The sequence below is a fragment of the Chryseobacterium sp. SSA4.19 genome (genome assembly GCF_022601875.1).
In the GTDB taxonomy this organism is placed as follows: Bacteria; Bacteroidota; Bacteroidia; order Flavobacteriales; family Weeksellaceae; genus Chryseobacterium.
The window spans coordinates 1-21,641 of record NZ_JAKVIP010000017.1 but is presented as its reverse complement, the minus strand read 5'-3'; the positions used below and the strand labels follow the sequence as shown (position 1 = coordinate 21,641).

General features: G+C 37.9%; 19 protein-coding genes. 18 read left to right on the top strand and 1 reads right to left on the bottom strand.

Going from position 1 to position 21,641, the window contains the following annotated elements:
• The 9 genes from MKJ01_RS12770 (at nucleotide 1) to MKJ01_RS12730 (ending at nucleotide 9,559) form a co-directional block, all read left to right on the top strand.
• Entirely contained in the window at nucleotides 1-795 is a 795-nt protein-coding gene (locus tag MKJ01_RS12770; RefSeq protein ID WP_241614479.1) for a sulfite exporter TauE/SafE family protein, read from the top strand.
• A 75-nt stretch (nucleotides 796-870) separates the two neighbouring features.
• Entirely contained in the window at nucleotides 871-2,289 is a 1,419-nt protein-coding gene (locus tag MKJ01_RS12765) for a rhodanese-like domain-containing protein (protein ID WP_241614478.1), read from the top strand.
• A 12-nt stretch (nucleotides 2,290-2,301) separates the two neighbouring features.
• A complete protein-coding gene (locus MKJ01_RS12760; protein ID WP_241614477.1) occupies nucleotides 2,302-2,865 on the top strand; it encodes a YeeE/YedE family protein in 564 nt (187 codons plus the stop codon).
• Between the two features lie 70 nt (nucleotides 2,866-2,935).
• Complete coding sequence (locus tag MKJ01_RS12755) at nucleotides 2,936-3,391, top strand: YeeE/YedE family protein (protein WP_241632636.1); 456 nt, start codon at nucleotides 2,936-2,938, stop codon at nucleotides 3,389-3,391.
• 107 nt (nucleotides 3,392-3,498) lie between these two features.
• Nucleotides 3,499-4,491 carry an isoaspartyl peptidase/L-asparaginase family protein gene (locus tag MKJ01_RS12750; RefSeq protein WP_241614475.1) on the top strand — a complete coding sequence of 331 codons (993 nt, stop codon included), beginning with the start codon at nucleotides 3,499-3,501 and terminating at the stop codon, nucleotides 4,489-4,491.
• A gap of 61 nt (nucleotides 4,492-4,552) precedes the next feature.
• Nucleotides 4,553-5,215: a copper homeostasis protein CutC gene (locus MKJ01_RS12745; RefSeq protein WP_241614474.1), complete on the top strand. Its 663-nt coding sequence runs from the start codon at nucleotides 4,553-4,555 to the stop codon at nucleotides 5,213-5,215.
• A gap of 197 nt (nucleotides 5,216-5,412) precedes the next feature.
• Nucleotides 5,413-5,799, top strand: a complete 387-nt coding sequence (locus tag MKJ01_RS12740; protein WP_241614473.1) for a GxxExxY protein — start codon at nucleotides 5,413-5,415, stop codon at nucleotides 5,797-5,799.
• Between the two features lie 270 nt (nucleotides 5,800-6,069).
• Nucleotides 6,070-8,550, top strand: coding sequence for a glycoside hydrolase family 2 protein (locus MKJ01_RS12735; protein WP_241614472.1), 2,481 nt, complete (start codon nucleotides 6,070-6,072; stop codon nucleotides 8,548-8,550).
• A gap of 103 nt (nucleotides 8,551-8,653) precedes the next feature.
• Nucleotides 8,654-9,559, top strand: coding sequence for an AEC family transporter (locus tag MKJ01_RS12730; protein ID WP_241614471.1), 906 nt, complete (start codon nucleotides 8,654-8,656; stop codon nucleotides 9,557-9,559).
• Here MKJ01_RS12730 and MKJ01_RS12725 read toward each other — a convergent pair.
• Nucleotides 9,556-10,029, bottom strand: coding sequence for a hypothetical protein (locus tag MKJ01_RS12725; RefSeq protein ID WP_241614470.1), 474 nt, complete (start codon nucleotides 10,027-10,029; stop codon nucleotides 9,556-9,558). The genes MKJ01_RS12730 and MKJ01_RS12725 overlap by 4 nt on opposite strands.
• Before the next feature lie 94 nt (nucleotides 10,030-10,123).
• On the opposite strand from MKJ01_RS12725, the gene priA reads away from it, so the two are divergent.
• From priA to gldG, 9 genes are all read left to right on the top strand, one after another.
• Nucleotides 10,124-12,571, top strand: a complete 2,448-nt coding sequence (priA, locus tag MKJ01_RS12720; RefSeq protein ID WP_241614469.1) for a primosomal protein N' — start codon at nucleotides 10,124-10,126, stop codon at nucleotides 12,569-12,571.
• 149 nt (nucleotides 12,572-12,720) lie between these two features.
• Nucleotides 12,721-14,205, top strand: a complete 1,485-nt coding sequence (gene dacB / locus MKJ01_RS12715; RefSeq protein ID WP_241614468.1) for a D-alanyl-D-alanine carboxypeptidase/D-alanyl-D-alanine-endopeptidase — start codon at nucleotides 12,721-12,723, stop codon at nucleotides 14,203-14,205.
• A gap of 82 nt (nucleotides 14,206-14,287) precedes the next feature.
• Complete coding sequence (locus tag MKJ01_RS12710) at nucleotides 14,288-16,213, top strand: M1 family aminopeptidase (RefSeq protein ID WP_241614467.1); 1,926 nt, start codon at nucleotides 14,288-14,290, stop codon at nucleotides 16,211-16,213.
• A gap of 90 nt (nucleotides 16,214-16,303) precedes the next feature.
• Nucleotides 16,304-17,500 (top strand): glycine C-acetyltransferase, encoded by a 1,197-nt coding sequence (kbl, locus tag MKJ01_RS12705; RefSeq protein ID WP_241632633.1) that lies wholly within the window; start codon nucleotides 16,304-16,306, stop codon nucleotides 17,498-17,500.
• Nucleotides 17,501-17,511: 11 nt separating this feature from the next.
• The gene (locus tag MKJ01_RS12700; protein ID WP_241614466.1) at nucleotides 17,512-18,039 is read left to right on the top strand and encodes a hypothetical protein; all 528 of its coding nucleotides are present in this window, start codon (nucleotides 17,512-17,514) and stop codon (nucleotides 18,037-18,039) included.
• A gap of 3 nt (nucleotides 18,040-18,042) precedes the next feature.
• Nucleotides 18,043-18,480, top strand: coding sequence for a hypothetical protein (locus MKJ01_RS12695; protein ID WP_241614465.1), 438 nt, complete (start codon nucleotides 18,043-18,045; stop codon nucleotides 18,478-18,480).
• 5 nt (nucleotides 18,481-18,485) lie between these two features.
• The gene (locus MKJ01_RS12690; RefSeq protein WP_241614464.1) at nucleotides 18,486-19,031 is read left to right on the top strand and encodes a CopD family protein; all 546 of its coding nucleotides are present in this window, start codon (nucleotides 18,486-18,488) and stop codon (nucleotides 19,029-19,031) included.
• Between the two features lie 103 nt (nucleotides 19,032-19,134).
• Nucleotides 19,135-19,863 (top strand): ABC transporter permease, encoded by a 729-nt coding sequence (locus MKJ01_RS12685; RefSeq protein ID WP_241614463.1) that lies wholly within the window; start codon nucleotides 19,135-19,137, stop codon nucleotides 19,861-19,863.
• Nucleotides 19,864-19,867: 4 nt separating this feature from the next.
• A complete protein-coding gene (gene gldG, locus MKJ01_RS12680; protein WP_241614462.1) occupies nucleotides 19,868-21,538 on the top strand; it encodes a gliding motility-associated ABC transporter substrate-binding protein GldG in 1,671 nt (556 codons plus the stop codon).
• Nucleotides 21,539-21,641: the final 103 nt, after the last annotated feature.

Below are 21,641 nucleotides of genomic sequence, written 5' to 3'. Positions count from 1 at the left end.
ATGGAAGTTTTTGGATATATTGCATCGGTTTTAATTGGTGTTTCTTTAGGATTAATCGGAGGAGGCGGAAGTATTCTTACGGTTCCGGTTCTTTTTTACCTTTTTAGGATTGATGCCTTTCTGGCTACCGAATATTCACTTTTTATTGTCGGCATCAGCAGCATGGTCGGCTCCGTATCTTATTTTAAAAAAGGACTCGTTAATCTCAAAATAGCCTTGATTTTCGGAATCCCCTCTATTGTTTCTATTTTTCTGACACGTAATTATCTTCTGCCTTTAATTCCCGATGAGGTTTTCAGGATAGGGAATTTCATTGTGACCAAGGATGTTTTCCTGTTGTTGGTTTTTGCAGGTCTGATGATTATCGCGTCTTATAAAATGATTCAGAAAAGTACGGCTTTTGAAACGGGAATGCTTCACCAGGAAAAAAATGCAGGGCTGTTGGCAGTCGGGGAAGGTTCTGTGGTAGGAATTTTAACGGGTCTTGTAGGAGCCGGAGGCGGCTTTATGATTATTCCGGCGCTGGTTAATCTCCTGAAAACTCCTATGAAAGTAGCTATAGGAACATCCTTAGTTATTATTTCATGTAATTCCCTTATCGGTTTTTTTTCATCCGTAAATCATATTACAGTAGAATGGAGTTTTTTGATTTCTGTATCTGTTATTGCAGTTGCCGGAATTCTTATCGGTACTCAGCTTTCAAAAAAGATTGATGGGAAAAAGCTTAAACCGGCTTTTGGCTGGTTTATCCTTGCGATGGGAATGTATATCATTGTCAAAGAACTTTTACTGTAAAAGTCTTATGTAACAAAAGTAGCGGTAGCGAGAATAATAAATAAAGAAATTTGTATCACCTTAAAATTAATTAAAATGAAAATAGAACAGATATATACCGGATGTTTGGCACAGGGTGCCTACTATATCATTTCAAACGGCGAAGCGGCTATCATAGATCCTTTGAGGGAAACGCAGCCTTACATCAATAGGCTTGAAAAAGACAATGTAAAGCTTACATATATTTTTGAAACCCATTTTCATGCAGATTTTGTCAGCGGGCATATCGACCTTAGCAAACAGACAGGAGCAGCTATCGTCTACGGGCCTACTGCAAAAACTGAGTTTGATGCCGTGATTGCCTATGATAATCAGATTTTCAAGATTGGAAATGTTAAAATCAAGGTTCTCCATACTCCGGGGCATACCATGGAAAGCACGTCTTATCTTTTAATCGATGAGTATGGAGCAGAAAGGGCACTTTTCAGCGGTGATACTTTATTTTTGGGTGATGTCGGCCGTCCGGATCTCGCCCAGAAATCAGAGGACATGACCCGGGAGGATCTGGCAGGACTTCTTTATGACAGTTTATATCAGAAAATCATTCCATTGAATGATGAAATCATAGTGTATCCCGCACACGGAGCAGGGTCAGCTTGCGGAAAAAACATGCAGAAAGAAACAATGGATACCTTAGGAAACCAAAAGAAAACCAATTATGCGCTAAATCAGAAAGATAAAGAAAGCTTTATCAGATCGGTGACTGACGGACTTCTTCCTCCTCCGGCATATTTTGGGATGAATGTTACCATGAATAAAAAAGGATATCGCAATTTTGATCAGGTTTTATCTAACGGTCTGCGGGCGTTGTCTCCTGAAAAATTTGAAGAAATGGCAGAAATTTCAAATGCCTTAACCTTAGATACCCGTAACCATAGGAATTTTGCCAGAGGTTTTGTGCCGCAGTCTGTCAATATCGGGCTGGACGGAGATTTTGCTCCTTGGGTAGGAACGCTTATTGTTGATGTAAATCAGCCTATTATTTTAATTACTGATGAAAATCAGGAGAAAGAAGCCATCACCCGACTGAGCAGAGTAGGATTTGATAATATTTTGGGATTTCTGAAAGGTGGTTTTGAAGCATGGAAAAACGGCGGTAAAGAAATTGATACCGTTCACTGCATTTCTGCGCAACAGTTTGAACAGGAAATTAAAGATCGTGAGGTAAAAATTATAGATGTACGGAAAGAAAGCGAATATCAGGCTGAGCATGTGAATGAGGCATACAATAAACCTTTAGCCTATATCAACGACTGGATAAACCAAGCTGGTCATGAAAGACATTTTTATCTTCATTGTGCAGGAGGTTACCGGAGTATGATGGCTGCCAGTATTCTTCAGGCAGGAGGATACAGAAATTTTACCGAAATTGAAGGTGGTTTTAAAGCCATTGCCGAAACCGCTATTCCGACGAGTGACTTTCTATGCCAGAGCAGGATTTTAAACATTAACTGAAAATACTATTAGATGTTAGAAATAATAAAAGAACCCTGGCCTTGGTATGTAGCAGGCCCACTGATCGGTCTTACGGTTCCCGCATTGTTGATTTTAGGAAATAAGTCTTTCGGGATCAGCTCATCGTTGCGGCACATGTGTGCCGCCTGTATTCCAGGCAATATCAGCTTTTTCAGATACGACTGGAAAAAAGAAATGTGGAATCTGGTTTTTGTACTTGGGATTTTACTGGGAGGGATAATTGCGGGTCAATTTATGATGAATTCGAATGAAATTATAATAAATCCGACCCTTAAAACAGAACTCGCCGGTTATGGCATTACCGATTACAGCAATCTGGTGCCAGTTCAGCTGATGAATTTCAAAAGCTTACTGACCATCAAAGGCTTTGAGACAATGGTTGTCGGGGGATTTCTGGTAGGTTTCGGGACCCGTTACGCCGGAGGATGCACAAGCGGACATGCTATTATGGGATTGTCTAATTTACAGTGGCCGTCTCTGGTAGCAACCCTATGTTTTATGGCCGGCGGTTTTCTGATGGCAAATTTTATCCTTCCCATCATTCTTTCCTGTTAAAAATTTTAAACTATAATTAAAGTAAAAGATTAATTCAATGATGAAAGAGAAAGATACAAATCATGAGAAAATGGTTTCTACTTCAGAAACCGAATTTCATCAGCAAAATAAATGGTATTCCAATTTTAAATATCTTTTGACAGGTATTTTATTCGGGATTATTTTTGTGAAAGCGGAGATCATCAGCTGGTTCAGAATTCAGGAAATGTTCCGTCTGCAGTCATTTCATATGTATGGAGTCATCGGAAGTGCGATCCTTACAGGAATGATTTCCGTCTGGCTCATTAAGAAGTTTAATATAAAAACAATGTACGGAGAGCCTGTTACCATAGCGCCTAAAAAATTTAACAAAGGCCATATCTATGGCGGACTTATTTTCGGTTTTGGCTGGGCTCTTACCGGAGCATGTCCCGGACCTCTTTTTGCACAAATCGGAACCGGAGCTTTTGCCGTAACGGTAACTTTAATAAGTGCTGTCCTGGGAACATGGATATACGGATATTTCAGAGACCGATTACCACATTAATCTTTTTCCAAAATCATCTCTTGAAAAAGACTGCAGAGAATAATCTGCAGTCTTTGTATTTCGTACGTACGGGAAAATCGCTAATTTGGAAGCTTAATAAATCAAGTATGCAAAGTAGAAGAAAGTTCATTAAAAAGTCTGCCATTGCTTCCCTTGCATTTGTGGTAAATCCATTAGATTTGCTTGCAGGAGAAGTTTCTCAGAATAGTGCAGGTACAGGAAAACCGATTGTTCTTTCCACATGGGATTTCGGACTGAAAGCCAATGAAGAGGCCTGGACAATTTTAGGAAAAGGCGGGAGAGCATTAGATGCCGTTGAAAAAGGAGTCCGTCTCGTTGAACTTGACCCTTCTGAAAGAAGCGTAGGCTACGGCGGACGTCCCGACAGGGATGGAAGAGTGACACTGGATGCTTGTATTATGGATGAAAACTACAACATCGGATCGGTGGCCTGCCTTGAACATATTAAAAACCCCATCTCGGTTGCAAGAGATGTGATGGAAAAAACACCTCATGTAATGCTCGTTGGTGACGGTGCTTTACAGTTTGCCCTTTCACAGGGATTTAAAAAAGAAAATCTTCTGACTGCAGAATCTGAAAAAGAATGGAAAGAATGGCTGAAAGACAGTAAATATAAACCGATTGTCAATATTGAAAACCATGACACCATCGGCATGATTGCTTTAGATGCTCATGGAAATCTTTCCGGAGCCTGTACCACCAGCGGAATGGCATTTAAAATGCATGGAAGGGTAGGAGATTCGCCAATCATCGGTGCGGGATTATTTGTTGATAATGAAATCGGTGCAGCCACAGCAACCGGTCACGGTGAAGAGGTGATCAGAACAGTCGGAACACATTTGGTGGTCGAATTGATGCGGCAGGGCAGGACCCCTCAGCAGGCATGTAAAGAAGCGGTCGAAAGAATTGTAAACATTACAAAAAGAAGAAACAAGAACCTGAAAGATATACAAGTTGGCTTTATTGCAATCAATAAAAAAGGAGAATATGGGTCCTATTGTATCCAGGACGGGTTTAGTTTTGCCGTATATGACCAAAAAGGAAACCGCCTGGAAAAACCGGGATTTGCATTAAAATAATTATCAATCATCAATTATCAATTATCAATTATCAATTATCAATTAATTCCTTTAAACTCAAATGTCAAAAATAGAAATAGCCTGCTTTAACCCTGAATCCGCAATCATTTCGTTTGAAAACAAAGCAGACAGAATAGAACTATGTGACGGATTAAGCGAAGGCGGAACAACACCGGATTTTGAAATCACAAAACAGCTCAGAGAAAAAATAAACATCCCGATTTTTGTCATGATCCGGCCACGCGGCGGAAACTTTACCTATTCCGATACAGAATTCGAACAGATGAAATCAGAACTGGTTCAATTGAAATCGTTACACGTTGATGGCTTCGTTTTCGGAATTTTGAATGAAAATGACGAGGTTAATGTTGAGCAGAATAAAGAATTAGTTGAATTAGCAAAACCTTTTCCCTGTACCTTTCATCGGGCTTTCGACAGAGCAGAAAATCTGGAAATTTCTTTAGAAAAAGTCATAGAATGTGGCTTTACAACCATCCTAACTTCAGGTCAGAAACCAAATGTTTCAGAAGGCAAAGAAAATCTGAAAAAACTGGTTGACTTATCAAACGGAAGAATAGAAATTCTTGTTGGCGGCGGCCTGCGTTCGACAAATATTGAAGAATTAAGAGTTTATACAAAAGCAGGATATTTCCATTCTTCCGCAATTACGGATGGTGGAGCTTTTGCAAATGCAGATGAAGTTATTGCTTTGAAACGTAAATAGTATTGATTTTTAATGCAAAGTTATTAGAGTTAATAGAATATTTAAGGAGGCAAAGGGTTGCTACAAAGTTGCTGATGAAACATATGCATAACATCCGCTTCATCAAATCAATTTCAATTGATTACTCTTTGCCGACTTAAAATGAACAAAAACAACCAATAAACTTTGCGTTAAAAACAGTAATTAAACATAAGTGAATGACAGAGAATGAATTATCTTATAAAATTATAGGTTCAGCTATTGAGGTGCATAAAAATCTTGGAGCAGGTTTATTAGAGAGTGCTTATGAATTAGCATTAGTCTATGAATTAAACAAACAAGGTCTTATTGTGCAACAGCAAGTTTATCTACCTTTAAAATATAAAGAAATAAATATTAATAATGCATATAAAGTTGATTTGATCATAAATAATAAAGTCATAGTTGAAATTAAATCAGTCTTGGATTTGCATCCTGTTTTTCATGCTCAGTTACTGACATATTTAAAGCTGACCAATATAAGACTTGGGCTTCTTATTAATTTTAATACATTGCTGATCAGAAACGGGATTCATAGAATTGTAAATAAATTACACGAAAATTGAATAAGCAAATGTTCTAAGGTTATAGATTAATAATTTTAACGCAAAATTATTAGAGTTAAATTAAATATTTAAGAAGGCAAAGAGTTGCGACAAGTCGCTGATGAAGCTTGTTCATAACATCCGCTTCGTCAAATCAATTTCAATTGATTGTTCTTTGCCCACTAAAATAAAAAAACCAACCAATAAAACTTTGCGTTAAAAAAAATAAAATTGAATAAATATATTTTTACATTCATCCATAGGCACATCTTATCGAATCATAAAAACAAAATGAACAAATCTATACTTTTTGCTTTCCTTTTCATTCGAGTTTTAATTAATGCACAATCTTCAGAGCGAAATTTATCATCTGAAAAATGGCAGTTCAAAAATGCCAAAGAAAAAAAATGGTTCTCTGCCTCCGTGCCGGGAACCGTTCATTTGGATTTGATGAATAACAAAATTATTCCTGATCCTTATAAAGATGAAAACGAAAAAAAAATACAATGGATAGAAAACGAAGATTGGGAATACCAAACTACTTTTACAATTTCACCGGGAGAGTTAAAGAATCAGAATATTGAATTGATTTTTAATGGATTGGATACATTTTCTGAAATTTACCTGAACGGTAAATTATTAAGGAAAACGGATAACATGTTCAGAAAATGGCCTCTTCCTGTAAAAGCATATTTGAAAATTGGTGAAAATCATTTAAAGATTACATTTAAATCTGCGGTAAATGAAGGAAAAGAATTAGCCAAAAAAGTTCCGTTTACAATGCCTGAATCTCCGAGAAGCTTCGTAAGAAAAGCGCAGTATCAGTTTGGCTGGGATTGGGGACCAAGATTAGTGACAGCCGGAATATGGAAAGATGTAAAATTAATTTTCTGGAATCAGGCTAAAATAGAAAATGTAAAAGTCGAACAGAAAATTATAACGAAACAAAAAGCAGAGTTAAATATTTACACTGAAATTATCGCTGAAAAAGACGGTAAATATTCAGTTTTAATTAATAATAAAATCAATAATATCCAGTTAAAAAAAGGAAAAAATACCATCGGATTGCCTTTTACCGTTAAACATCCAAAACTCTGGCAGCCGAATGGCTGGGGTGATCCCAATCTGTATGAGATAAAAATTTCTTTACAAAAAGAATCGCAGGTTCTGAGCAATATCAAGGAGAGAATTGGCCTGAGAACCATTGAACTTGTTCAGCAAAAAGACGAAAAGGGAAAATCTTTTTACTTCAAAGTGAATGGAAATCCAATATATGCAAAAGGTACGAACTGGATTCCTTCTGACAGTTTTACCCCAAGAATTACAAAAGAGAAGTATCAGAAACTCATCAAAGACTGTAAAGATGCCCATATGAATATGATACGCGTCTGGGGTGGCGGAATTTACGAAGATGATGAATTTTACAAGGCTTGTGATGAGAACGGAATTCTCGTCTGGCAGGATTTTATGTTCGCTGGAAGTTTTTATCCGTCTGATGAAGCCTTTTTAGCCAATGTAAAAGAAGAAGTAAAAAATCAGGTCAATCGGCTTCAGAACCATCCTTCAATTGCTTTGTGGTGCGGAAACAACGAAATTGATGAAGCAATTGTCAATTGGGGGTATCAAAAGCAATTCAACTATTCAAAAGAAGATTCTCTTCAGGTATGGAAAGATTATAAAAAACTTTTCCACGAAGTCATCCCTAATGCAATTCGGGAAGTTGCAGCAGAAGATAGATCAATTTACTGGGAAAGTTCGCCGTCAATCGGCTGGGGACATAAAGAAAGCCTGACAGAAGGAGATTCCCACTATTGGGGCGTCTGGTGGGGAGAATTTCCTTTTGAAATATATAATGAAAAAGTTCCGAGATTTGCTTCGGAATATGGTTTTCAGGGAATGCCCGGTCTCGGAGCTGTAAAATCGATGTTTTCGGAAAAACCGGACTTAAATCTGGAAAGTCCAACAATAAAGGCGCACGAAAAAAATGCCCGCGGTTTTCATATTATTAATGAATACATGAAGCGGGATTATACCGTTCCGAAAGATTTTGTGAAATATAATTATGTTTCCCAGTTGCTCCAGGCCCGTGGAATGCAGATTGCTGTTGAGGCACACCGCCGTGCAAAACCGTATAACATGGGAACTTTATACTGGCAGCTGAATGATTGCTGGCCGGTAATTTCCTGGTCCTCCATTGATTATCTGGGGAACTGGAAAGCATTACATTATCAGATCCGAAGAAGTTTTAAGAATCAGGTGATTTTGACGGAGGAAAAAGATGGCGTTTTATTTTTTTATGCTGTTAATGACGAACTTAAAAAGTTTGAGGGAGTACAATTAGAAATGGAAGTTAATAAATTTAATGGTGAAAATATTCTTACGGCAGTTTCTGTTCAGAAACAGAAATTAGATGAAATTATAACATTTGATGCTTCGTCAGTCGCTGAATTAGTTGGTGATTCAAATAAAAATGAATTATTTTTGAATTTAATTCTTAGAGGAAAAGATGAAAAAGTCATTGCCGAAAGTAATTATTTCTTCACAAAGCCAAAAGATTTAAAATTATCAAAACCAAATATTAAAATCAGGAAGATCTCTTCAACAGAAATCGAACTTTCAACCGATGTTTTAGCAAAAGATATTTACTTAATAGGAGACACACACTTCAGTGATAATTTTTTTGATCTTCTTCCCAAAAAATCAGTGAGAATTACCCTTTCCAAACCATTGGAAAAAATTGAGGTGATGAGCCTTTGGGATACGATGAACTAATAATATTGAATAACCAATATAAAATTTTAAATATCCATCAGCAGTTTTACGGAGATTCAAATTCTGAAATGGGAATCTTACATTTGCAAAACATTTACATATTATGGCAAATTTTGTCCTGATCGCAGTATGCATTATGGCAGGAATGGTGTTTAAAGCAACCAAATCAATTCATCCTGATGCACACAAAGGCATCAATACATGGATTCTGTATCTCGCGCTTCCCGCAGTTTCATTCAAATACCTGCCTAAAGTAAAGTGGATTACGGAAATGCTTTTCCCGATTGCAGGCACTTTGCTGATTACGGTTGCCTGCTTCTTTCTTATGATGCTGTACAGCAAAAGCAAAGGATATTCAAGACGGTCAAGAAGCACATTGGAATTGGTAGGTGGGTACAGCAATACTTCATTCATCGGGTTTCCACTGATCTCGGCTTTCTATGGAGAAAGTCTGCTGAGCATTGCCATTATCTGTGATCAGACTATGTTTTTTGCCCTTTCAACACTGGGGATTATTGCCGCTGTGAGAGGAGGGAGATCCGGAAAAGTAAGCGCAGCATTTATTTTAAAAAGACTCATTACGTTTCCACCATTGATAGGCTGTATTTCAGCATTGCTTTTATCGCAATTCATAGATCTTGCATCAGCTGAACCGTTTTTTGATAAACTGGCGGCAACAGTGAGTCCATTAGCTCTGTTTTCAGTAGGATTACAATTGAAATTTAATGGTTGGAAAAAACTAATCCCTCAGATTTCAGTCTCAATGCTCTATAAATTAATTCTTGCTCCGGCCATTGTCTTGGGACTCGCTTTGCTGTTGGGAATCAAAGGGAATATTGCGAAAATAACTGTATTTGAAGCCGCCATGCCGACAGTAGTTACGTCAAGCATAATTGCAGAGCAGTTCAGGCTGAATACCAAGCTCACCAATTTAACAATTGGTTTCAGCATTGTGATCGGATTTCTTACGTCAGTGTTATGGTACCGGATTCTTGAAGTGTTATTTTAATTTATCAGTTCAAAATCATACAGGAAAATAGAATCTATCGTATCTTTCCACTGTTCTATGGAAGTAACATTACTGTGAGCCGGCATTATTGACGTTGAATGATATATGGAACTTCCTTTTAGTCTTATTTTTGCCTTGAAATTCATCTTTTTTCCTGTCTTTTGGATAGTAAGCAGGATGAAAAGGGGATTATTCATCATTTCTGCTTCGGAAAATGTAAACTCAATCGTATTGTCTTTTATATTATCTTTTTTGAAGCTTTTAAGCATCTCGAACATATCTTTCCTCTCTGTTCTGTTTTCTTCTGAGATCATCTCAAAGTTTACTATTTTATCATTTTTAAATTCAGGTTTTAAAATTACTTTTTTACCGATAGGAATAGTGATTTCTCCTTTTTTCAACAGGATCTTTTCCTGAGCATGAATGATAACAGTAAATAAAATAAGGAATAAGGAAAAAGTATTTTTCATGGTTGATGAATTAATTGTTATGAGATCTGTAAAAATATAAAAAATTGCAGTTCTCTAAAGAATACTCTAATTTTACACTTTAAAAAAATTTTCCTTGCAGTACGCCCAAATCGTTTTACCGTTAAATTTAAAAGGATCCTTTACCTATAAAGTTCCGGAAGAATTGCAGTCTGAAATACAGCCGGGAATGCGGGTTCTTGTACCTTTTGGAGGAAAAAAGATTTATACGGGGATTGTATTTGAGCTTCATGGCAATGAACCGGAAAGCTTTGTAGCCAAAGAGGTCATCAGTATTCTGGATGATAAACCGATTGTTCCACAGGAACAGATCAGGTTCTGGAACTGGCTTTCGGATTATTATCTGTGCGGATTGGGTGAAATTTACCGTTTTGCGTTTCCCTCTTCCCTGAAACTGGAAAGTGAAACCTATTTAAAATTAAAACCCAACATCACAGTAGATTTCGAAAATCTTGATATCAATGAAATGCACCTTGTTCAGGCACTGGAAGTACGGCAGCTGATTAACCTGACGGATATTGAAGCATTCATTCCGAAAAAGGAGATCATTAAGACGATCAATTCGCTGATTGATCTGCAGTACATCGAAATTGATGAAAAAATTGCTGAAAAATACAAGGCAAAAGAGGTCGCGTATGTTAAAGTCAGGGACGAGATTGTACATCACCACAACCTTACGGAAATTCTATTACAGCTAAAAAGATCACAGAAGCAGAAAGAACTTTTACTTCATATCCTTGAAAAGCAGACGGAACAGCCGGACCTGCCCATCAAAAAATCGGAACTTTTTGAAGACGGATATTTTGCCAGTTCACATTTTAAAGCGCTTGCAGACAAAAAGCTGGTGGAAGAATACTATGTGCAGAAAGACCGCCTTGGAAGTTATGAAGGAGAAATTGAAGCCATAGAAGAACTTTCAGAAGCACAGAAACAGGCAAAGGCTGAAGTGGATGAAGCTTTCGAAGAAGGTAAAAATGTACTGCTTCACGGCGTGACATCATCAGGGAAAACACATATCTATTTAGAGAAAATTGAAGAGTGTATCAGCGAAGGGAAAAACGTCCTGTTCCTGCTTCCTGAAATCTCTTTAACCAAGCAGATTACCCAGAGATTAGAGAAAAAATACGGCAGGCATCTGGGTTTCTATCACCAGAAGCTTACCGATTTTGAAAGGGTGGAGGTCTGGCGGAGGATCAGGCAGAATGATATCAAAATACTGATCGGAACCAGAAATGCTCTGTTTCTGCCGTTTCAGAATTTAGGATTGGTGGTAGTGGATGAAGAGCATGATTCTGCGTATAAACCCAGAGAAGTGTCACCCTATTTCAATGCTAAAGATGCGGCTCTGGTTTTCGGAAGTTTTTATCATGCGAAAGTAATTTTAGGCTCCGCCACACCATCTGTTGAAAGTTATTATAATGCCAGAAAGGATAAGATAAAATATGTTTACCTTGATGAGCGTTTCGGTAATGTGAGCTTACCCGAATACGTATTGATCAATTTCAAGGAAGCCCAGGATTCCAAAAAAGTATACGGTAATTTTTCCTTACATTTAATTGATGAGATCAAAAAAACACTTGAAGATAAAAACCAGGCTATTGTACTCCATAACCGCCGCGGTTACGCCAATGTAGTGGAATGCGAGACCTGTGGATATGTGAATTACTGTTCCAACTGTGACGTGGTGATGACCTATCACAAAGCAGCCAATGAAATGAAATGCCATTACTGCGGACAGCGTGCTTCCAAACCCAAAACCTGCCCGAAATGCTATTCTGAAAACCTGAATGAAAGAGGAGTAGGCGTAGAACAGATTCATGAGGAAGTGTCCAGGTTGTTTCCTGATCATGAAGTGGACAGGATGGATGTGGATTCTATGCGGAAGAAATTTGCCTATGAGAAACTGTATGAAAAAATTGAAGAACGGGAAACAGATATCGTAGTAGGAACCCAGATGATATCCAAAGGCCTGGATTTTGATCATATTGAGCTTGTGGCAATACCAAAAGCAGATTCCTTATTATATGTACAGGATTTCAGGGCCGAAGAACGGGCTTATCAGCTGATTACGCAGGTATCCGGAAGAGCAGGAAGGGTTTCAGGAAAAGGAAAAATCCTGATTCAGACTTTTAACCCCGAGCATTCTGTCTTCCAGCTGATTAAAATGAACAATGCGGCAAAAGTCTATAAATATATTTTAACGGAGCGTAAAAAATTCCATTATCCGCCATTTACCAAGCTTATTATGATTGAGCTGAAACACCGTAAAGAAGATAAAGTCAACCGTGCCTCCCAGTTTTTAGGTTCGGTTCTGAGAAAATACCTTCCGGAAGATTGTGTTCTGGGTCCTGAAAAAGCCCAGATCGGAAAGCTTAATAATTTATATCAGTTTCAGATTATGCTGAAACTTCCGCGTGGTAAAAAGTATGAAGAATACAAAAAACTCATTCTGTTAAGTTTGAATGAATTTTCAGAAATTACGGCTTACCAAAGCATTAGAAAAGATATCTTTGTGGACTTTTAACGTTTTTTAACAAACTTTATGGAGATTTTATAAGACTAGTGCGAACCTCTCTTCAGCAATATTTTCTACATTTGACCGTTGATTATATGTTTGGGATGCAATAACCAATTTTAACCAATTGATTTTTAGCTGATCCAAACTATAAGAAAATGAAAAAATTGATGGTAAATTTCAGAAAGTATATTTCAGGTGTTGCGGTGCTGGCTTCAGGTTTTATCCTTGCTCAGTCTACTGTTTCTACAGTTCTATATTCTCAGGCTTATGACAATCAGAAAAGCAGCTTAAATCTGCCTTCTCCCATTACGGCAATGGTGGAGAAAGCTATTTTGTCGCCTAAAGAACTTGTAGACATTAATGTAAACACGATGATGACCGATCCGGTGCTGAAAAACGCATCCTGGGGATTCGTAGTGTACGATCCGAAAACGAAGAAGGTGATCTCTTCGTATAATGAAAATACTCCTTTGGTTCCGGCTTCTACTACAAAATTATTAACCACAGAGACGGCAATGAGTCTGCTGGGTGAAAATTACCGGTGGAATACCCAATTGGAATACTCGGGAATTATTGATGAAAATGGAGTGTTGAACGGAAACCTTTACATTGTAGGAAGTGGAGATCCTTCTTTGGGAACCAATAAGGCAGGAGCCTGGTCTTACAGTAATATTGTTTCGGATTTCAAAGACGGACTTTCCCGTGAGGGCATCAAAAAAGTAAATGGTGATATCATTATTCAGACAGCGCTTTTCAAAGGCAATATTTCGATGCTTCCGGAAAATGTTGTATGGTTAGAAAACAATAATTACTATTTACCTGCAGGAACTACCCGTGAAATCAATCCGGCCAATGAAAAGCTGATCGTAAAGAAGACTAACAATTTCTCCGCAGACAAGAAGTTCTTCTATGTTTCTCCATACAATAAACAGATGGTATATGCTGATGTATATGAAGGGAACGGAACTTTAACGACCAAGCTGCCGGACGCTCCTGCTTATCTTGCGAATTCTTTCAGATCAGCATTGGTAAAAAGCGGAATCGGAGTGACAGGAAAGGTTACACCGAAGATGGCAGATGGCAATCCGGAAAATAGAAAACTGGTTTCGGTATATAAATCTCCGACCCTGAGTGATATTATATACTATACCAATCAGCACAGTGACAACGGTCTGGCAGAAGCCCTGTTAAAAACAGTAGGTTTTCAGCGTTTGGGAGACCAGACTACGGAATCCGGCAGAAAAGTAGTGACGGAGCATCTTAAAAATGAAGGTTTTGATATGATCGGTTTAAATTATATCGACGGAAGCGGATTATCAAGAAGCAATAATGTAACTCCGATTGCACAGGCTAAGTTTTTGACTGCTCTCATGGAAGAAAAATATTACAAAACTTATTTCAGCTCATTACCGGTAGGAGGACAGTCTGGGACATTGAAGAGAATGTTCATCGGGACAGGAAACGGACAGGTTTTTGCCAAAACGGGAACATTAAACAAGGTAAAAACGCTCGCTGGATACATGAAGACGAATTCAGGAAAGACTTTGGTATTTTCTTTAATGGTGAACAATTATGCAGGATCAGTGGATATGGTGAAGAAAAGAATGGAGAAAATTCTCGAGCCTGCACTCGATCTTTAGAAAAATTAAAAAATAATTAATATAAAAGCCTTTTAATCAATGATTAGAAGGTTTTTTATATCTTTGATACATATAATTAAGCATGAAAAAAATTTACTTTTTGCTTTTGAGTCTGTTTGCTTTTCAGCAGTTCTACGCTCAGAATGATAATATTGAAAATAAAGGATTAATTGCAAAGGAAATGAAATCTTTTGCCCATAAAATGTCAGCGGGAAATACCAATCCGAATACACTCAACTATGACCTTCAGTATCAAAGGCTTGATGTTACCATAGATCCTTCGGTAAGAAGTATTGCCGGATCTGTTACTTCTCATTTTAAACCTAATCAAAGTATGAGCAGTATTTATTTTGATTTAGATAGTCAAATGAGTGTTTTTCAGGTCCAGTATCATGGAAATACACTTGCTTTTCAGCAAATTATGGGGACTAAAGAACTTAAGATAAATTTTCAATCTGCACTTGCTGCCAATGTTTTGGATTCTTTAACGATAACGTATTCGGGAGTTCCACCAACGGGAAACAATTCTTTTTTCAACGGAACGCAGGGTGCAACCGCAGTTTTATCAACTTTAAATGAACCTTACGGTGCACAGGACTGGTTTCCGACCAAACAAAGTCTTAACGATAAAATTGAAAGAGTTGATATAAAGGTTACCACCCCTTCTCAATATAACGTTGCTTCAAATGGTAAACTGATGTCCGAAACCATTCTTCCGGGAAGCCAGAAACGTACGTTCTGGAGAACACAGTATCCAACAGCTGCTTATCTTATTGCTCTTTCAATTACCGATTTTGTAAAGCTTAACGATACGATAGGAAATCCTCCTTTCCCGTTTGTCAACTATGTGTTTCCTTCAACAGCGGCAAATTCAACCAGTATGAGCAATATTGAGTGGACCAAAACGATTATGAATACTTTTGAAACCTATTTCGGGCCTTATCCTTTCCGTAATGAAAAGTACGGGCATATGGAATTCCAGGCCGGAGGCGGAATGGAACACCAGACGATGACCTCAATGGGATCCTGGGGAAGAGGTCTGATTGCCCACGAACTTGCGCACCAATGGTTCGGTGACAAAGTAACCTGCGGAGCCTGGAATGATATCTGGCTGAATGAAGGTTTTGCAACTTTCGGTGAACATCTGGCCAATGAAAAACTGTTAATGTCCAATAGTGAATTTTTAAATTATCTTTTAATTCAAAAAAATTATATTACGGGATCACCTGAAGGAAGCGTGTATGTGGCAGATTCGGATCTGGTAAATACCGGAGCTATTTTTAATGGGAGGCTGTCATACTCGAAAGGAGCATATGTACTGAGAATACTGAAATGGATTTTAGGGGATACGACTTTTTACCAGGCCCTTCAACAATATCATTCGAGACCTGCCCTTGCCTATAATTATGTAAAAACACAGGATTTCAATGCGTCATTATTACAATCCACAGGACAGGATTTTACAGGATTTTTTAATGACTGGATTTATGGTGAAGGATATCCTGAATACGATATCCGATGGAAACAGACCGGGAATACTTTAACGTTCAGGGCTTCCCAGACGCAGAGTGATCCTTCAGTCAGCTTCTTTGAAATGCCGTTACCAATAAAAGTGAATGGAACAGGAGGGCAGGTTGCTTATTTTGCTTTAAATAACACCGTCAACAATCAATATTTTGTAGAGTCGGTGACTTTTCCGGTGGCAAGTGTGGAATTTAATTATGAATATCAGATTCTGGAACGGAATTCTACAGTAGCAATGGATAATACGCTAAGTGCATCGGAAGTAGGTAAAGAAACTTTTGCACTGTATCCGAACCCTGCAAAAAATGAATTGTACCTTAAAGGAATTAATAAGCCTGAAGATTTTACCATTTATTTTACCGACGGAAAGTTGGTGAAAAAAGGGACTTTTCAGCCTGAAAGACCGATCAATATTTCAGAACTGGTTCCGGGAATGTATGTTTTTAAAATAAAGGACAAGAACATTAAATTTATTAAAAAGTAACAAAAATTACGATCCGTAAATAACAAAGCCGTTTCATAAGTGGGAAACGGCTTTTTTTATTAAATTAGCAATCATAAAAATTATCAGAAAATGATCTCTACAAAGTATCTTGAAAACCTACAGAACGAACTGCAAAATATTGAAAACGAAGGTCTCTATAAAAAAGAAAGGATCATCACGTCTCAGCAGAGCGCGGAAATAGAAGCCAACGGAAAAAAGCTGCTGAACTTCTGTGCCAACAATTATCTGGGACTATCCAACCATCCTGAAGTGATGAAAGCTTCACAGGATATGATTGAATCTCATGGTTACGGGATGTCATCCGTTCGTTTTATCTGTGGAACTCAGGATATTCATAAACAGCTCGAACAGAAAATTGCTGAATTCTTAGGACTGGAAGATACTATTTTGTATGCGGCATGCTTCGATGCTAACGGAGGTGTTTTCGAACCTTTGTTTACCGATGAAGATGCTATTATTTCTGATGAGCTGAACCATGCTTCCATCATTGATGGGGTACGTCTTTGTAAAGCGGCAAGATACCGTTACAAAAACAACAATATGGAAGATCTGGAGGCCCAGTTGATTGCGGCTTCTGAAAAAAATCACCGTTTTAAAATTATCGTTACGGACGGGGTTTTCTCTATGGATGGAATTGTTGCGGACTTAAAAGGAGTATGCGATCTGGCAGATAAATATGATGCTTTGGTAATGGTTGATGACTCCCATGCTACCGGATTTATTGGAAAAACGGGCCGTGGGACCCACGAAGCCAATGAAGTAATGGGAAGAGTGGATATCATTACATCCACCTTAGGCAAAGCATTAGGCGGTGCACTCGGCGGATTTACTTCCGGTAAAAAAGAGATCATCGATATGCTGAGACAGCGGTCACGTCCGTATTTGTTTTCCAATTCACTGGCTCCCGGAATTGTAGGGGCTGCGTTGAAAGTTTTAGATATGATTTCTGAAGACACTTCGCTTCGTGACCAGGTGATGGAAAATGCAGAATATTTCAGAACGGAAATGAAAGACAGAGGTTTTGATATTCCGGATGGCGATGCTGCCATTGTTCCTGTTATGCTTTACGATGCGCCTTTGGCTCAGAAAATGGCGGAAAAGTTGATGGATGAGGGAATTTACGTGATCGGATTCTTCTACCCGGTCGTACCGAAAGGAAAAGCAAGAATCAGGGTGCAGCTTTCTGCAGCTCATACCAGAGAACATCTGGACAAGGCGATTGCTGCTTTTGAAAAAGTAGGAAAGGAACTGAATGTGATTTCTTAGAATACATCCGTATGAAAAAAATATTTTTGATTATAGGTTTTATCTGCTTCCAAAACTTTTTTGCACAAAATATTATGGATTTTGATCTTAAAAATGTGGAACTGCAAGGCATGCAACCTGTTAAAATAAATAAAGAAATGAAATCTGCCGGGATTACACAGGTTCCTTTTGTAACGGATAACCCTGATATTATTTCTAAAGTTGCAGGTAAAGAAATGGCTTCTAAAGTAAAAAAAATCTACTTTTTTCCTTATGATGATCCCAAAGATGATTTGAACGACGGAGGTGTTTATGTTTATCAGTTTAATACGAAAAAAGATCTGGATCATTACCTTGCCAAGAATTTTGAACAGGACAATTATAGGATTTTGGTTAAAGATTTATTTTGTATCCGTATCTGGAGCGACTACGGCTATAATATAAAAGGTAAGGAAACAAGTGAGGATCACTTAAACAAACTTGAAAAATATTATACCAATTTAGGCGCAAAAAAGATTCGTTTAAAACCGGATACATCTAATGTTACGGTTGTACAATAAGGTATGAAAATAAGATTATTGTTTTTACTGTGCTGTGTGTTTTTGGTTTCATGTAAAACTAAACTCAATCAATATGTAAAAGATGATCACAACACGAATAAAAGAAACGGAAAATGGAGAGAAGAATACTCCTCAAATGACGGTGTCCTGATTGCCACCGGAAAATATAAAAAAGGAGAGAAAATTGGGGTCTGGAAGATATTTTCAGATGATAAACTTTTCCAGAAGGATAAAATCAGAAGGGATATTACAAAAACCAAAAGATATTTTCCCAATGGAAAAATTATGGAAAAAGGTCAGAGTAAACTTGAAATTTCGGAAAATGAACGCCATTGGTTTTATTTCGGCGACTGGAAATTTTATAATGACAGGGGGGAACTTTTATACATTAAGAAATATTCTAACGGTAATAAGACCGACAGTATTTCTTTCAAAAAATAGGTAAAATGCTTTACACAATAATAAAAGCACTTCACATTATTTTTATGGTCAGTTATTTTGCGGGAATTTTTTATCTCGTTAGAATATTCGTGTACTATAAAGATACGGATGGCTTTGCAGAAGAAAAAAAGAAAATTTTAAGGGAACAGTATATTTTCATGGCGGGAAGGCTTTGGAACATCATCACTGTGCCTGCCGGAATTATTATGGCAGTATGCGGAATTATGCTGATTTTCCTGAATGCGGGATTAATGAAAACGCCATGGTTCCATTTAAAGCTGACTTTCCTCATCGGTCTGGCTGCCTACCATTACTGGTGCTGGAAAAAAGTAAGGCAGTTAAAAGCACTGAACGGAAATACCCTTGAAACTGCTAATATTAAATTAAGGCAGGCCAACGAAATCGCGACTTTCATTTTATTTCTTGTCGTATTTACCGTGATTTTAAAATCGATGGTCATTGAATACTGGTGGCAGCTCATTACCGGATTTTTTGTTCTGGTATTTCTAATTATGATGACGGTAAAGCTGGTTAATAAAAAAAGAAAATAGAATTATAGGTTATGGATGATAAGTGATAAGTTAACCATTTTTGAATGTTTAATACACCACTTTAAGCTCATGACTCATACTACACAACTCATAACTAAAAAACATGTTTGCAATTTTAAAAAAAGAACTTTGGAGCTACTTCGGGAACTGGAGTGCATGGCTGATCATTGCCGCTTTCAGCCTGATCGCAACGCTGTTTCTGTTTTTTTTCGACAACGATTCCAATATTTTTGAGATCGGGATCGCATCCTTACAAAGCTATTTTGTGTTGGTTCCTTGGTTTTTAATGTTCATCATTCCTGCACTTTCGATGAAAACTTTTGCCGAAGAGCAGCATACCGGAACCTTAAACTGGCTGTTTTCACAACCGTTAAAAATATCGGATCTGGTATTGGGGAAATTCCTGTCTGTATGGATTGTGGGGATTTTATGCCTGATTCCTTCGTTAATTTATCTTTATACAGTGTATGTATTGGGTGTTCCCGCCGGGAATATTGATTTAGGAATGACGTTTGGGAGTTATATCGGACTGATTATTCTGATCGCTGCTTTCTCAGGTGTCGGAATTTTGGCATCATCGGTTTCCCAGAATCAGATTATGGCATATATGCTCGGGGTATTCATGTGTTTTATCATGTATTTCGGAATTGAGCAGTTGGCGAGCTACAAACTTTTGGGCAGTGCGGATTTTATTTTGCAGAATATAGGCTTTTATCAGCATTTCTTAGGGTTTACAAGAGGGTTGATTGATTTTAAAGACGTGGCCTATTTTGTTTTAATCATCGGTGTTACTTTAGTATTGTCCAATCATTTTATTAATAAAAAGAAGTAAAAGCATGAAGAAGATACAATTCAAATCTCCGTTAGGAATTTTACTTTTTGTGTTGTTGCCGCTGGTCATTATCCTGGCCGTTTCAGGAATCAGACTGGACCTGACAAAAGAGAAAAGGTATACGCTGTCTGACAGCAGCATTAAAGTACTGGAATCTGTGAAAAAACCGATCATGGTCGAGGTTTATCTGGAAGGTGATTTCCCCGCAGATTTCAAGCAGCTTCAGAGCGAAACGAAATTCATGCTGGAAAATTTCAGGAAGGTCAATTCAAATATTGATTTTAAATTTATTGATCCCATTAAAACAAAGATTCCGAAAGATACTTTGCTTTCCCATGGAATCTATCCATCCGTTTTAGATGACCGCAAAAGCGGAAAGACCTCTCAGATTGAAATTTACCCATATGCTTTAGTTAAAAACGGGAAAACTAAAGTAACTGTTCCGTTGGTTGTAGAACAGAATTATACCGATAACGCCGAGCTTCTTAATAAATCCATTGAAAACCTGGAATACAATTTTATTTCAAAATTGAAGATGGCGACCAGTGAAAACTTCAAAAAAGTAGGCGTTCTGGTCAACCAGGATGAACTAAGCCCGGGAGAATTCCAGGGGTTTATGAACCTCGCATTGGAAAATTATGATGCCGGACCGATTATTCCCAAAAATCAAAAAGAATTGAGCTTAGCCGATGTTCCGTTGCTGAAGCAGATGAGCGCGCTGGTGATTGCAAAGCCGAGAAAAGCGTTTACCGATGAGGAAAAAGTGATATTGGACCAATACATTATGAACGGTGGGAAAACCCTGTGGATGATCGATGCCGTAAATGCTGAAATGGATACTTTAATGAGGTCTGAGAAGCTGATGCCGTATCCGGTTGACCTGAACCTCACGGACTTCTTTTTTAACTACGGATTAAGAATCAATCCTGCTTTGGTTAAAGACGTGAAAAAGTTTGCCAAATTGAAATTTGTAGCCGGTGAAGTGGCTGGGAACGCCCAGTATTCTACACAGCCATGGCCGTACTTTCCTTTGGGAATTGCTGAAAATGAAAACCCCATTACCAAAAATATCAATCCCGTAAAGTTCGAGTTCCCGACTTCGATTGATACTTTGGGAGGAAGAAAAAATATTAAAACCGATGTCCTTTTTGAATCCAGTGAAAGAACATCCTTAAAACAGGTTCCTAATTATGTAAGCCTGGAAGAAATCAATAGTGTCGACAGCTTGGGACAGCTTGAAAAGCCGAGCACGCCTAAGATTTTTGCAGTGGCATTACAAGGGAAATTTACTTCAGCGTATGCTTCAAGAATTGAACGGAAATCATATCCCGGTTTTAAAGCCTCAAGCCCTGAAAATAAAATGATTGTGATTGCCGACGGAGATATTGCCAGAAATAAAGTGGTAAACGGGAAACCGCTTCCTCTGGGAATGGATGTCCTTACGCAGGAGCGTTTCGGAAACGAACAGTTCCTGAAAAATGCTTTAGATTATCTGTTAGACGACAGTAATTTGATGGAACTCAGAAACCGGAATATCGAAGAAAGGCTTCTTGATAGATACCTGATCAACGAAGAAAGAAACTACTGGCAATGGTTTAATTTGCTGCTGCCATTAGCTGTTATTGGTTTATTGGGAGGATTGTTCTTCTGGTTGAGGAAGAAGAAATTTGGATAGAAAATAAATGTAAAAAAGAGAAACTTGGTAGTGTCTCACTAACTGTGTAAGTTAAAAAGTTATTCTGGAAAATTTTGAGCCCTTACAGCTCAAAAAATTTTTC

Bases quoted from the DNA above. Each gene is read 5' to 3' on its own strand.
- MKJ01_RS12770 (WP_241614479.1), top strand. From the start codon at position 1: ATGGAAGTTTTTGGATATATTGCATCGGTTTTAATTGGTGTTTCTTTA.
- MKJ01_RS12765 (WP_241614478.1), top strand. From the start codon at position 871: ATGAAAATAGAACAGATATATACCGGATGTTTGGCACAGGGTGCCTAC.
- MKJ01_RS12760 (WP_241614477.1), top strand. From the start codon at position 2,302: ATGTTAGAAATAATAAAAGAACCCTGGCCTTGGTATGTAGCAGGCCCA.
- MKJ01_RS12755 (WP_241632636.1), top strand. From the start codon at position 2,936: ATGGTTTCTACTTCAGAAACCGAATTTCATCAGCAAAATAAATGGTAT.
- MKJ01_RS12750 (WP_241614475.1), top strand. From the start codon at position 3,499: ATGCAAAGTAGAAGAAAGTTCATTAAAAAGTCTGCCATTGCTTCCCTT.
- MKJ01_RS12745 (WP_241614474.1), top strand. From the start codon at position 4,553: ATGTCAAAAATAGAAATAGCCTGCTTTAACCCTGAATCCGCAATCATT.
- MKJ01_RS12740 (WP_241614473.1), top strand. From the start codon at position 5,413: ATGACAGAGAATGAATTATCTTATAAAATTATAGGTTCAGCTATTGAG.
- MKJ01_RS12735 (WP_241614472.1), top strand. From the start codon at position 6,070: ATGAACAAATCTATACTTTTTGCTTTCCTTTTCATTCGAGTTTTAATT.
- MKJ01_RS12730 (WP_241614471.1), top strand. From the start codon at position 8,654: ATGGCAAATTTTGTCCTGATCGCAGTATGCATTATGGCAGGAATGGTG.
- MKJ01_RS12725 (WP_241614470.1), bottom strand. From the start codon at position 10,029: ATGAAAAATACTTTTTCCTTATTCCTTATTTTATTTACTGTTATCATT.
- dacB (WP_241614468.1), top strand. From the start codon at position 12,721: ATGAAAAAATTGATGGTAAATTTCAGAAAGTATATTTCAGGTGTTGCG.
- MKJ01_RS12710 (WP_241614467.1), top strand. From the start codon at position 14,288: ATGAAAAAAATTTACTTTTTGCTTTTGAGTCTGTTTGCTTTTCAGCAG.
- kbl (WP_241632633.1), top strand. From the start codon at position 16,304: ATGATCTCTACAAAGTATCTTGAAAACCTACAGAACGAACTGCAAAAT.
- MKJ01_RS12700 (WP_241614466.1), top strand. From the start codon at position 17,512: ATGAAAAAAATATTTTTGATTATAGGTTTTATCTGCTTCCAAAACTTT.
- MKJ01_RS12695 (WP_241614465.1), top strand. From the start codon at position 18,043: ATGAAAATAAGATTATTGTTTTTACTGTGCTGTGTGTTTTTGGTTTCA.
- MKJ01_RS12690 (WP_241614464.1), top strand. From the start codon at position 18,486: ATGCTTTACACAATAATAAAAGCACTTCACATTATTTTTATGGTCAGT.
- MKJ01_RS12685 (WP_241614463.1), top strand. From the start codon at position 19,135: ATGTTTGCAATTTTAAAAAAAGAACTTTGGAGCTACTTCGGGAACTGG.
- gldG (WP_241614462.1), top strand. From the start codon at position 19,868: ATGAAGAAGATACAATTCAAATCTCCGTTAGGAATTTTACTTTTTGTG.